This window comes from Pseudomonas sp. (assembly GCF_033723075.1).
Lineage (GTDB): Bacteria > Pseudomonadota > Gammaproteobacteria > Pseudomonadales > Pseudomonadaceae > Aquipseudomonas.
The window spans coordinates 314,676-327,529 of the sequence record NZ_JAWVXU010000002.1; the positions used below are offsets into that span (position 1 = coordinate 314,676).

General features: G+C 57.4%; 7 protein-coding genes and 1 pseudogene. 5 read left to right on the forward strand and 3 right to left on the reverse strand.

Going from position 1 to position 12,854, the window contains the following annotated elements; all coding sequences use genetic code 11:
• Positions 1-2: 2 nt before the first annotated feature.
• Positions 3-170, reverse strand: coding sequence for a hypothetical protein (locus R3355_RS04010; RefSeq protein WP_318960149.1), 168 nt, complete (start codon positions 168-170; stop codon positions 3-5).
• Between the two features lie 482 nt (positions 171-652).
• On the opposite strand from R3355_RS04010, the pseudogene R3355_RS04015 reads away from it, so the two are divergent.
• Positions 653-1,515 (forward strand): annotated as a pseudogene (locus R3355_RS04015) (IS30 family transposase); the annotation flags it as partial.
• A gap of 168 nt (positions 1,516-1,683) precedes the next feature.
• Here R3355_RS04015 and R3355_RS04020 read toward each other — a convergent pair.
• Both R3355_RS04020 and R3355_RS04025 read right to left on the reverse strand, forming a co-directional pair.
• Positions 1,684-5,895 carry a DEAD/DEAH box helicase gene (locus R3355_RS04020; RefSeq protein WP_318960150.1) on the reverse strand — a complete coding sequence of 1,404 codons (4,212 nt, stop codon included), beginning with the start codon at positions 5,893-5,895 and terminating at the stop codon, positions 1,684-1,686.
• A gap of 30 nt (positions 5,896-5,925) precedes the next feature.
• A complete protein-coding gene (locus tag R3355_RS04025) occupies positions 5,926-7,905 on the reverse strand; it encodes a hypothetical protein (protein ID WP_318960151.1) in 1,980 nt (659 codons plus the stop codon).
• Positions 7,906-9,339: 1,434 nt separating this feature from the next.
• Between R3355_RS04025 and rfbB the strand changes: the two genes are divergently transcribed.
• From rfbB to rfbD, 4 genes are read left to right on the forward strand one after another with little or no spacing between them, the layout of a single operon-like run.
• Positions 9,340-10,395 carry a dTDP-glucose 4,6-dehydratase gene (gene rfbB / locus R3355_RS04030; RefSeq protein ID WP_318960152.1) on the forward strand — a complete coding sequence of 352 codons (1,056 nt, stop codon included), beginning with the start codon at positions 9,340-9,342 and terminating at the stop codon, positions 10,393-10,395.
• Positions 10,396-10,424: 29 nt separating this feature from the next.
• Entirely contained in the window at positions 10,425-11,297 is an 873-nt protein-coding gene (rfbA, locus tag R3355_RS04035) for a glucose-1-phosphate thymidylyltransferase RfbA (RefSeq protein ID WP_318960153.1), read from the forward strand.
• Positions 11,294-11,839, forward strand: a complete 546-nt coding sequence (gene rfbC / locus R3355_RS04040; RefSeq protein WP_318960154.1) for a dTDP-4-dehydrorhamnose 3,5-epimerase — start codon at positions 11,294-11,296, stop codon at positions 11,837-11,839. Before rfbA ends, rfbC begins: the two co-directional genes overlap by 4 nt.
• Positions 11,836-12,717 (forward strand): dTDP-4-dehydrorhamnose reductase, encoded by an 882-nt coding sequence (gene rfbD / locus R3355_RS04045; RefSeq protein ID WP_318960155.1) that lies wholly within the window; start codon positions 11,836-11,838, stop codon positions 12,715-12,717. Before rfbC ends, rfbD begins: the two co-directional genes overlap by 4 nt.
• The last annotated feature ends 137 nt before the right edge of the window (positions 12,718-12,854 follow it).

Sequence of the window (12,854 nt, forward strand, 5' to 3'; positions counted from 1 at the left end):
AACTACCACTCGAGTTTCTTGGCGCGCGCCGCAATTTGTGTGATCGCGTGTTGGTGTTCTTTTTGCTTTCTGCGTTCAGCGAATGCGTCCGAAAAGATCACAGAGCTGCGAGGCTCCTCACCGCGAACGACCTTTGCCACAAGCGTTTCACCGCGTTCTTCAGTTCTCATCGGCGAATTATCCTTAATAAAAGTGCTCACCTGCTAGCTACTGTGCGATAGCGACGTAAACACAGAGTAGACCATACAGGAAGGGTTGAGGTCACTTCGCTTTAATCTAGCTTGGTGTTTTCCGGTAGGCAGTCGCTGCGGCGTCAGCCTACCGGAAAACACCAAGCTGTCAATGACCGAGCAAGTGGTTTAGCGGCGCGAACGTTATCACATCTGACTCCCTTGTCTTATCAGACTGACAGACGGTTTTGCCTCCTCACAAATGCTAGTGCTTACGGGGCTAGCGGTGCCTCTTTAAGATGAAAAAATGCCCTAAATTCAGGTTTCTAGGGCTGCAGCTGGCCCTGCAGACAGCTTCAAACTGGGTTAGAGCGATCGATTCGGCTACGGCGACACCGAGCACTGTGCGGGCTGGCCTTGGCACTTCTAACGAAGCGCCGCCGTTTAGCGAGATAGCGTGCTGCGCCGCTGGATGACCGCTTGTGGCCCAGCAGCAGATGCAGGCCCGCCGCCAGGTTTGTCGACCGATGCGAAAGCTGTTGCCGGGTAGCGAGCGCTTCGAGTTGGTGGCCCATATGCTGCGTGAGCGTTTGTCTCCCGAGCAGATTGCCGGCAAGCTGCGCAGCATGAACATTCCCAGCCTCAGAGATGCCTACGTCTGTCGCGAGACGATCTATAACGCGATCTATGCCTTGCCGGTCGGCGAGCTGCGTAAGGAGCTGATCATCTGCCTGCGCCAAAGCAAGACGACGCGCCGGCCGCGCTCTGGCGGCGTAGATAGGCGCGGCCAGATCCCCGAGATGGTCAGCATTCATGTGCGCCCGCCGGAGATCGAAGACCGGCTGATGCCGGGGCATCGGGAAGGCGACCTGATCAAGGGTAAGGCCAACGCCTCGTCTGTAGGCACGTTGGTGGAGCGCACTAGTGGCTACCTGATGCTGGTGAAGATGAATGACGCGACGGCAACCTCGGCGATGGAGGGCTTCAGTGCAGCGCTCAATGGTATGCCGCTGGCGATGCGCAAGAGCATGACCTACGACCAGGGCCGGGAGATGGCGCGACACGCCGAGATCACCCAGAAAACCGGCATAGCGATCTACTTCTGCGACCCGCACAGCCTTGGCAGCGCGGCAGCAACGAAAACATCAACGGTCTGATCCGTCAGTACCTGCCCAAGGGCACGGATTTGTCGGGACACAGCCAAGAACAGTTGGATGCCATTGCCTTGCAACTGAATATGCGTCCGCGTAAGCGCTTCGACTTCAAGTGCCCAATCGAAGTCATGGGCGAGGTAATGCAGGAGGCTATCGCTATGCGGCATGATGCTCCAGCTTCAATTCAATAACCGTGTTGCACTCAGCTCCTGCAACCGCCGTTTTTCTACAGCCTCGTTAGTTAATCCAGGCCGAACTTAGCGTCAATAACACGAAACACGCTTGGACACTGTGGCACCTCCCCCCCCTGTGGCAGCGCTCAACGCTGTTCAGAGGGGGAAGGCAGGAAATCTCGACGTTTACTCCACCTGCCTATACCGATAGGACCCGGGACGGGTCGCCAGCTTTCCACCTTCAAGAAAGGGCAAAGTCATTTCGGCACGCCGATCCAGATACGTTTCGGCAAAATACTTGAGTAGACGTGAGTCTCGCATTACCTGGATGTCCCCAGGCAAATGGTTGATCACTTCCTGGCTGGCGAGAACAATCAGTTTTGCCCGCGGGCGGGATGACATGACGTTGAATCGATTGAGTGACAATAGAAACTCATCTTCGTCTGCGATCGCATCGGGATCTCCCAGAGCATAAGTCGCGATGATCACATCGCGCTGTTGCCCCTGGAAGCGCTCCACAGTGTTCACGGCGTCACGAATCAACTGAGCGTCGTCCCCTAGAGGCTCAAAGATGGCCTGCAGTTTCGAGACCACCAGTGCTTTGTGAGCTCGATGTGGTGTAACCACACCGACGCCTTTTTTCCAGAAGCTTTCTGCATTGTGTAATCCACTAGAGCTGGCTTCGGGATCGTTCTTTAAATTGCTATTCAGATGGCGGCGCAATAACCACATCAATGCAGCAACAGTTTGCGCTTCGAAGTCATTCCACTGGCTACTACGGCCCTCCGGATAAAGAAATGCGGAGATCGGTTGGGAAGGGTCCAAGAGCATGGCGAGCTCCTGGCTGAACGCGAGGTGAAGCGGCCAGTCCGATGGACAGGTCGACGGCAATTGAATGTCCGTTGCGATTCGCAGGTCGGGGAAGTGTGGCGAAAGCTCCGACGGATAGCCGGCGAAGCGGCTCAGATTGACGATGGTGGCGTTGGATCGATAATTTCTGAGCAGGCTTCTCGGCAAGATTTTGCGATGCTCAGCCAGGAAGTCGTATACCGACCCTACCAAAAACTCAAGACCGACCGGAGCTTCAACCTGTTGAATTGGAGGAAGTTGTTTCGGATCGCCGACGATGATCGTCGATCCGCCAGCCGCGATCGGCGCAAGCGCTAGAACCGCGCTTGCCATATCCATCTGCGATGCTTCGTCAATCAGAACGACGTCAAACAGGGGTTCGGCAGCATTTTTCTTGACATTTGCGAATCTGGTTACCTGTTGCGGGGGGGCCGATACAATGACGCTGCTAGCTGCGGAAACGAGCAGTTCATGCAAGGCCAAGATCTCGGGCGACTTGGGATCATTGGGCAGATTAATGTCCGATGACAGCCCTGGGGCATCTTCCTTCGAGTCTGAGCGGAGCCGAGCCAGACGCACTTCCCCTGTGACTGTGTTGCCAAGCTTGTGGATTTGCTCGAACGTCCGAAGTACGACGTTATCAGTGGCGTCATAGGTATTGCTAGTCACCAAAATCCGGACAGGCCTACCGCTCGAGTGCGCATTCAGTACCAAACCTAGCAAAATGGCTCGAAGCGTCTGTGACTTGCCCGTTCCAGGGGGGCCCCAGATTAAAGTGAGTCGCTTCTCCACTGCCTCCTGAAGTGCCATCCACTGGCTATCATTCAGCTCGACCCCGTTCGCTTCTAGCAGGGCGCGGATCGCAATGAAGTCTCGATCTGTAGGCGTTTGAGAGAGCACCTCGGTGTCCCACAACACTTCTGCCACAGGGGTATGTTTGCTCACTGTTTTCGGAGCGGCCTTGCCGATAACCTTTGCAGTGGCTGCTCCGGCGCTGATTGCAAGTGGAGGGTTACCGATCGCTTTTAGCGCTACTTCCAGCTTCCCGGTGAGGAAGTCCTTCACCTGCTTGTCTAGAACAACATCTCTGGTGAGATCCAGCGTAGGCTCAATTTGTCGAAGGAAAGCGTCCACCCGCGCGTCGAATGAAACAGCGACCAGTAGATCTTCGCGATCTATTGCTATGACCTGGGTACCGGTCAGTGAAGGTCCGTATCCGTATTGACCGATCCAGTACGGGAAATCGAACGGCAACTGATAGCCACCGATTAGATCCCGGACTTTCTTCATATGAAAGTCGCCCATCGCTGCCGGCGATAGCGCGCACAGGAAATCTCCAGGCTCAAACTTCGCCTCACGGGAGTTGCGACCTAGACGGTAAATCCTAACCCCAGGACGCAGAGTGACACGCAGAGCTGTCGCCGCTTCGTTAAGCGCGGTACCAGTAAGCTCGACTTCAAGGCGCGCGGCTAAGTAGCGAGCCTCGCGCTCATGAACCGGTGAGGCCATGGAGATGCTGTGTTCAAGTGCGGTGACTTGAGCATTCAGCCGCGCGTAGGCGAACCAGATCTGGCCGTCGGCGCTCACTCCGCTTAGCGTCGACGGCGCCTTGATTTCAGAAATTTTTGGGGAACGGCTTCGCAGAGCGCCCTTCAAATCCTGTTGAAGACGCTGCACAACCGAAGCAGTTGCGCGGAGTTTCGTCTTCACCGTGGAGCGTAGCTGCTCAACTTGCTGGCTCCAGGGGCGGGGAGCGCCCATTCGGGTCCAGATCTCGTGCGCACGCTCGGACGGTACCTGATCCGACAGTGGATCCTCAAAAATGGTAGGGACAAGAAAGTCGAACGGCTTCGCACCAGGTTTCACGACCGGTCTAAATTCCCGGGCCAGCCGCAGGAGCGAGTAATAGTGAGGAATGGGCGCGGCGACCAAGGCCTGGACAGCATTTCGCACGATTGTAATCGGGGCGTTGGCAGAACGAAGCTTGGAGTTCTCGATGACCTCCTCAGCCGGGAACAGCCAAGCCAGCTTTTTGAGGTTGCTGTCAGCAAGAATGTGCTGCAGGTTGCGCCCAATGACCCTAATGATGTGCTCGTAGGTGACCCTGTCCCAAATATAGATTTGAACTGTTGCCTCAGCATCTGTTTTGGTCGCATCGGTCAACGATTTCTGAAGGTACGCGAGAAAGTTGAGAAACTCCCGCTTTTCGGTTTCAGGACTGCGCGTGTCGTTGACAAAGACCTGCGCCTCCACCTTTTCGGTCTGCCCGTTGAAGCGTGAGAACCCGCCGATGCCGAAGGCGAGCGTCAGACCACTCCCCACGTCAAAGTCGGCAGAGAGATAGAGACTGAGGTCCGACCAGTTGGGAAGAACAGCAGAGGTACCGGAGCCGCTAGGAATGGTGCTGACTCCGCTTTCCAATGACTGCGCCCTGCCTGCTACCACTGTCCTTGTGGCTCGCAATTTAGGGTGGCAGTCGAATGCGGTGTTTTCGGAGGTTAACGTTGCTAGAGACTTCGCCTCGAGCAGGTTTATGTCCCCAAGCGCACGGCGTGCCCCTCTAGGTAAAAAAGCGATTGAGCTAAGGTGTCCGTCTGCTGCGGCCCGCGGCATGCAGTGGTCAGGATGGGGAACAATGGAAGGGTTCCAGCTATACCCCAAATACTCACATCCGCTACAGGCGGTGCTGACATGGTAATCCTGCTTGCGCCACTGCGTCGCTAAAGCACCACGCAGCTCGACGTTGAAGAAAAATCGGAGCCGAGGCGAGAAAACGTCAATCTCCAGCGTTTCGATATCCTGCGCGAGTGCGGCAAGCAGCTCGTCCAAGGTCGGCACAGTGGCGGCATCACGCTTGGCCGCCTGTAACTGCACAATGGCAGCTGCATCGTGCGAGCCTGGCCAGATTGCTGCCTCGGCGACAACGACATAGCGGTCTGCAAAGCCATGATCCCGCAACCATCCTGCCAAGGCTAAAGAGTAGTAGGTGATCTCCGCAAAATAAGATGCGCTCGGCTCAGCCGTCATCTTGATGTCGATGACGCGCAAACCGATGCGACCATCACCGGCACGTACTGAACCGTCGGCTTCTACGATGCGCTCGACATCTTTCGGCGCAAGGACTTGAATCAGGTCAGGGATGAGCTTGCCGAAGGCAAGATCGTACATCGAAATCATCTCTTCGATACCCATCGCCTTCTTGAATGATTCTCCCACCCCGAATGTGGGACGCACGAGGAAAGCACCAGGCAGCGCTTTTAACATGACCTCAATGAGCTTCTGGTCTTGGAAATCGCCGTTGGTTTTAGTGCCGATTACCGCGGAGCCACCAAACGTCGTTTCCAGGTCCAGCAGTTTTTTCTGTTCCCAGCGACCACCTTCCTCAGTGAGGGCATTGATGCCGGTCCTGCCGACAGCTTTCGGGGGCATGCCGAGCGCGGTTCGCTCAGGCTCGTATACCTTGTTATGGGGATAAAGCATCAACGCAAGTTGGCGAGGACAGTCAGTCCGGAAATAGTTGCTGACAACACGTTTGCTCAAATACGGCACTGGCATTCCTTTCCAAGTTCGAAATTTACTTCAAGAGCGCAACGCGTCCTCAAGGGATGTAGGCACGTTCTGACTGCTCTTCTTCCCTTTGGTAAGCGCTCGACCGACAAGAAACGCTCTTCTGAGAGCGACTGCGTCGATTCCATTGAAAGGAACAGCTAGCTCGCCGTATCGCTCACGCCACTGATTCACCGCTTGATCCGCATCAGCCAAGTCGGCGGGCGTGACCGTAAGCTCGGCATTCAGAGACCGGCGTCCACGCCGCAAGATAAATATTGCATCCCACAGACCACGATGCCCGTGGCCATGTAGCCCCATTCCTACTTCGCCCGGCATGGGTAAAACGCGAGTGACGTAAAGATCCGATGCTGCAATCGCCTCGGCAAGCGCTAACCACGCAGGCGCATCGGTGTGTCTATAGCTAAATGCGACGATACCCTTTGGTCGGAGTACTCGCTGTATTTCCTGAAACGCCTGTCCAAGACCAGATATGAATCTTCGCACGCTTTCAGACTGCTGCTTGCGCGCCACTAGGCTTTCACTGGTGACCTGAGCTCGGGATTGATTCTGGATACTGCCCAAAGCCTTGAGCCAAGGTACAAAAAATTGCGCCAGTTCTGAATAAGCTATGTTGTCAAAGTACGGAGGATCTGTCATGACCACGTCAACTGACGAATCAGCGAGAAAAGCAAGAGACCGGGCGCTGCCAAGATGGATCGCCCCTTTACGTTTCGCCGGAATCAAAGGAACAGATATAAACTCCGCCTCGCCTATCGGTTCTTTTGGTGAGCGTGCGTAAGCTGCGGCCTGGCCAAGCTTACGCACGGTATTAGGGAAGCTGCCTCTACCTGTTCGCTCAATCCACGGGTTGAGTTCAACGGGACGCTGGATATGACGGAACGCCCTGACTGAGAAGAGAGGCGTCAAACGTCGCCAGCCATGGGCGTAGGACGCCATCATGCAGTTAGTTGTGAGGTGATCGCTAAACGCCATCGCAATCGCCGAGCGCACAGGCTCTTCTAATCCACGAATCTCTTTCAGCAGTAGTGCTAGATGCAACAACTGGCGGTCGTTGAACAACTCTGCCCAGCGCCGGTAACCATATGAGACGAGCCGGTTGTCAGACCAGCCGTCCGCCTCAATGACATCCATGGGCAGCTCAAGGAGTCCATCCGACAAGCCGTTGGCAAGAGCTGCGGATGCAGCGCTGTATTGCTGCCTGTCTTCATCAGTAGCCCGGCGTAGTGTCCGTTGTGGGATCGGAATTACACGTCGATCCTCAGCTCTGCGAACGGTTTCTACGGCAAATAGTCGCCATTCGGGTACCCCCACCCGGCGGCCGTACTCGATCAAAGATTCGGTATGTTCACATGTCGGACAGACTGCGCGACCACCCTTACCTGGACCGGCATCACACACCGTATTTTTTCCGCAACATCCGCAGTCAAACTCCGCGACCCCTGCGGGAAGCACCGCAATTTCATTGCAGTGCGAGCAGATTGCATATCGTGTTTTGCCGTCATCAGAAAGGATGAAGTTGGGATGGGCGTCGAATCCAGTATCACAAGACCCACACGTCACATGCTGAACCCAGAAGTGATGTAGGACAACATCATCCCCAGATCGATGAAACTCCCCCACCTGCTCGCCAACACGACTCTTCAGAGTCTCAAGGGCCTGCTGCAGATCTGGCATATCGGCTGCATCGAGTTCGAGTTGGCTCACCGCACACGCTACTGGATCGACATCACAGCCGTATGCAGTTGCGCCGAGACGAGACGCTTCGAACACGGAGGTCCCACCACCTACGAAAGGATCTAAGACCGTAGCACCGCTCAGGTTTGCCTCCCCATAGTACAGCGCATCAAAATTCGCACCAGGCGCATTCGTGACACCGATCAGCAAGCTTCGGAAGACTGAGGGTAGGCGTCGCGCAAACCATTTATGAGCAGTGTAAATCGGACGTGGTCGGCGCCCGTCACGCAGCGCGAATCGCACGAGGGTATCCACTGGGATCTCGTCAGCTTCAGCAAGCGTAACCGATGGGATGGACAGTCCCCTTTTGTTTGGCTGGGTCGGGGACGCTGCCTTGTCTCGAGTGCTGGACTCACTCACCAAAAATCAACTCACATCAAGTCGTAAAGCATCAAGAATCAGCTACGCAGATCAGCTGAGGCGAAAATTGCCACCGATGCCAATGCTACCTACTGTGTCAATCCAAAAATCGTGGATTCTATCCTGAAGGGCGTTGCGGGTCACGGTGTGCAGCTCAATATCCCCGTGTAGAACCTAAGCGCTAGGCCTAGACCCTACCTACATCTTGCGCACTGGCACCTGGCAGATGGTTGAAGAGCTCACGCCTCAGCCAGACTGGAGTCGCGCTTTCAAAACGGTTGTTCAATCCCGCGCCAAAAGTCAAAGCGACTTCTTGAGCCCGGCATTCCCAGCAACAAACCCTAGCGACTCATAGAAACGATGGGCATCAGTGCGAGCACAATCACAGGTTAGCTGAATTAAACTACAGCCTCGAAGGCGCGCCTACTCGAAACACCACTCGAATATTCGACGACTCACGTCACGCCTCGAATATCGGAATCAACGTGAACTGCCTCTATCTGGGCGCGCCACGCTCCCATACGGAAAATGTTTGGAACAAAGGTGAGCTGCCAGTATTACAGCCAATCACAGGCGCTGTTCGAGCATACTGAATCGTCCCTGAATGCTTAGACACTGTATGGCCGCTCATGGCCCAGGCTGTGTAAAACGTTTTGAGCGCCGAGACCTGATCAATCAATGATCAAATTTGACGATCTCTCGTAAATTCCACGCAAGCTCGATGCGAAAACCTCTCCAAAATTCGCATAGCAACGAGATCCGCAGAATTGAGCGGGAGTTTTTGCACAGTCTGGGTCGATTTCTGCCACTCGCAACCAGCAGCTTTTGATAGTTGATTTCCAGTCGCCATCATGACGTAAAGACCAAACTGTCGATCGGTCGGCGGTCAAGAAAAGTGCATGCCCCCGCAGAGGCAGCATGCCCCCCACGACCAGCCGATCCCAGCAGCGTAAAATCTGGCTAGCAGGCCCAAGAAATGGCTTTTTCACGACGCTATTCGCGTAAAATAAATAGCATTAAGCAATTGACTTACATAGAAAAAATAATTAACTTGTAATCAGTAGGTCCCGAGTTCGACTCTTGGTGCCGGCACCATACGAAACAACGATTTAGGCTCACCATAGGTGAGCCTTTTTTGTTTCTGCAGCATGCAGTGGAACGCGCATCAGTGAAAGATACGCTCCGCTAGTGGTCGGCCTAGCTCCCAACGCTCGAAAAATCTCCGCCCACGCCGCTCGCGGCAGCGACATCCTGTAATTGCAGGGGCGAGTCATTCGGCCGACAAGCTAAGCTGCAAGCTCAAAGCATGTGTAAGAAGGTACCCATTTCATGCGTATTCTGGTCACCGGCGGAGCCGGGTTTATCGGCTCGGCGCTGATTCGCCACCTGATCAACGACACCCAGCACCAGGTCCTCAACCTCGACAAGCTGACCTACGCCGGCAACCTCGAGTCGCTGACCAGCGTCGCGGACAACCCGCGCTACCAGTTCCTGCAGGCCGATATCGGCGACAGCGCGGTGGTGAGTCGGGCCCTGGCCGAGTTCCAGCCGGACGCGATCATGCACCTGGCGGCCGAGTCCCACGTGGACCGCTCCATCGACGGCCCGGCAGCCTTTATCCAGACCAATATCGTCGGCACCTACGCCCTGCTGGAAACCACTCGCGCCTATTGGCTGCAGCTGGACGAGGCGCGCAGGCGGGCCTTTCGCTTTCACCATATTTCCACCGACGAGGTGTACGGCGATCTGCATGGCGTTGATGAGCTATTCACCGAGAACACGCCCTATGCGCCCAGCTCGCCCTACTCGGCGAGCAAGGCGGCCTCCGACCATCTGGTCCGCGCCTGGCAGCGTACCTATGGCCTGCCGGTACTGCTGACCAACTGCTCGAACAACTACGGCCCCTATCACTTCCCGGAAAAGCTGATTCCGCTGGTGATCCTCAACGCCCTGGATGGCAAAGCGTTACCGGTGTACGGCAACGGCCAGCAGGTGCGCGACTGGCTGTATGTCGAGGACCATGCCCGCGCCCTGCTCAAGGTGGTGAGCGCGGGCCGGGTGGGCGAGACCTACAACATTGGCGGGCACAACGAGCAGACCAATCTGCATGTGGTGGAGAGCATCTGCGCACTGCTCGATGAGCTGGCGCCGCGACAGGCTGGCGCCTACAAAGAGCTGATTGCATTTGTCCAGGATCGCCCCGGCCACGATCTGCGCTACGCCATCGACGCCGGCAAGATCGAACGCGAGCTGGGCTGGACACCCGAGGAAAGCTTCGCCAGTGGCCTGCGCAAGACCGTACGCTGGTACCTGGATAACCTCGACTGGTGCCGCCGCGTGCAGGATGGCAGCTATCAACGTGAACGCCTGGGCGCTTCTTTATGAAGGAAGGGATGAAGGAAGGGATGAAAGCAATGAAAGGAATAATTCTCGCCGGCGGCTCCGGCAGCCGTCTGCACCCGATCACCCTCGGCGTATCGAAGCAGCTGCTGCCGATCTACGACAAGCCGATGATCTACTACCCGATCTCGGTGCTGATGCTCGCCGGCATCCGCGAGATTCTGATTATCTCCACGCCCGTGGATCTGCCTAATTTTCAGAAGATGCTCGGTGACGGCAGCCAGTTCGGCGTGCGCTTCGTCTACGCCGAACAGCCGGCACCGGAAGGCCTGGCCCAGGCCTTTCTGATCGGCGAATCGTTCATCGGCAGCGACCCCGTATGCCTGATCCTCGGCGACAACATCTTTCACGGCCAGCACTTCACCGAGAAGCTCCTGCGCGCCGCCGCCGAACCCAGCGGCGCGACGATTTTCGGCTATTGGGTCAAGGACCCGGAGCGCTTCGGCGTGGTCGAGTTCGACGCCAGCGGCCGGGCCATCTCCATCGAAGAGAAGCCGGCCAAGCCGAAGTCCAGCTACGCCGTCACCGGCCTGTATTTCTACGACAACGACGTGATCGAGATCGCCAAGGCGGTCAAACCCTCACCACGTGGCGAACTGGAGATCACCGACGTCAACAACGCCTACCTCGAGCGCGGCGACCTGCATGTCGAGCGCTTCGGTCGCGGCTTCGCCTGGCTCGATACCGGCACCCACGACAGCCTGCTGGAGGCCTCACAATACGTGCAGACCATCGAACACCGTCAGGGCCTGAAAGTCGCCTGCCTGGAAGAGATCGCCTTCAATAATGGCTGGATCAACAAGCAACAGCTGCTCAGCCAGGCCCAGACCTTCGGCAAGACCGGCTACGGCCAATACCTGTACAAGCTGGCGGAGGAGCACCCATGAAGGTGATCGCCAGCAAGCTGCCGGAGGTGCTGATCCTCGAGCCAAAGGTGTTCGGCGACGAGCGCGGTTTCTTCTACGAGAGCTTCAACGCCCGCGCCTTCGCCGAGGCCACCGGCCTGAGCCGCGAGTTCGTCCAGGATAATCACTCGCGCTCACAGCGCGGCGTGCTGCGCGGCCTGCACTACCAACTGCAGCAGGCCCAGGGCAAGCTGGTGCGGGTCACCGCGGGCGAGGTCTACGACGTGGCGGTGGATATTCGCCGCAGCTCGCCGACCTTTGGCCAGTGGACCGGCGTGCACCTGTCTGCCGAAAATAAACGCCAACTGTGGGTGCCGGAAGGCTTCGCCCACGGTTTTCTGGTGCTCAGCGAATATGCCGAAGTTCTCTACAAGACCACCGACTACTATGCGCAGGCCCATGAGCGTTGCATCCGCTGGGACGACCCGAACCTGGCCATCGACTGGCCACTGGATAGTGCACCGCAGCTGTCGGGCAAAGACCAGGCAGGCCTCAGCCTGGCCGATGCGGAGGTTTTCCCATGAAGATCCTGCTGATCGGCGAGCACGGCCAGGTCAGTCGCGAGCTGCAACTGAGCCTGCGCGGACAAGGCGAGCTGATCGTGCGCGGCCGCGCCCAACTAGACCTGAGCCAGCCGGAGCAGATTCGCCAGCAGGTACGCACATTGCGCCCCGATCTGATCGTCAACGCTGCGGCCCATACCGCAGTCGACCAGGCCGAAAGCGAGGCGCAACTGGTCTTCGCCATCAACGCCACGGCGCCCGGCATTCTCGCCGAAGAAGCCGCTGCCCTGGATGCGCCGCTGATCCATTACTCCACCGACTACGTGTTCGACGGCACAAAAAAAACGCCCTATGCCGAGGACGACGCGCCCAACCCGCTCGGCGTCTACGGCCGCAGCAAGCTGGCCGGGGAACAGGCAATCCAGGCGGTAGGCGGCGAGCATTTGATCCTGCGCACCAGCTGGGTCTACTCGCTGCACGGCAAGAATTTTTTGCTGACCATGCAACGCCTGCTGCAGGAACGCGACAGCCTGAACGTGGTGGCTGACCAGATCGGTGCACCGACCTGGGCCGGCAGCATCGCCAGCGCCACCAGCCAGCTGGTCGAGCACTGGCGCCATGGCCGCGCCGGCCCCTGGGGGCTGTATCACCTCAGCACGCAGGGCGAGGTGTCCTGGTTCGGCTTTGCCAGCGCGATCGCCGAGCAACTGCGCGCGCAGGGCAAAGCCACCGCGACCCTGCAGCCCATCCCCACCAGCGCCTACCCCACCCCCGCACGGCGTCCGCTCAACTCGCGGCTCGACTGCACGCGCCTGCAACACGACTGGCATGTCCAGCTGAGCGACTGGCACAGCGCCCTGCTCGAGTGCCTGCACAGCGGTGAGCGGAGCAAGCCGTAGCCTGAACAAGCGCCAGCGCAATCCGGGAGCGTCATCCCGGACTTGCCGCGTCCCGCGCTTTGTAGGAGCGGCCATGGCCGCGATAGGGCATACCTGCAAAAAGCATCGCGGGCATGGAACTAGGCGTCCCCCCCGCT

Excerpts from the sequence above, each read along its gene's own strand:
- R3355_RS04010 (WP_318960149.1), bottom strand. The coding sequence starts at position 170 with ATGAGAACTGAAGAACGCGGTGAAACGCTTGTGGCAAAGGTCGTTCGC.
- rfbB (WP_318960152.1), top strand. The coding sequence starts at position 9,340 with ATGCGTATTCTGGTCACCGGCGGAGCCGGGTTTATCGGCTCGGCGCTG.
- rfbA (WP_318960153.1), top strand. The coding sequence starts at position 10,425 with ATGAAAGGAATAATTCTCGCCGGCGGCTCCGGCAGCCGTCTGCACCCG.
- rfbC (WP_318960154.1), top strand. The coding sequence starts at position 11,294 with ATGAAGGTGATCGCCAGCAAGCTGCCGGAGGTGCTGATCCTCGAGCCA.
- rfbD (WP_318960155.1), top strand. The coding sequence starts at position 11,836 with ATGAAGATCCTGCTGATCGGCGAGCACGGCCAGGTCAGTCGCGAGCTG.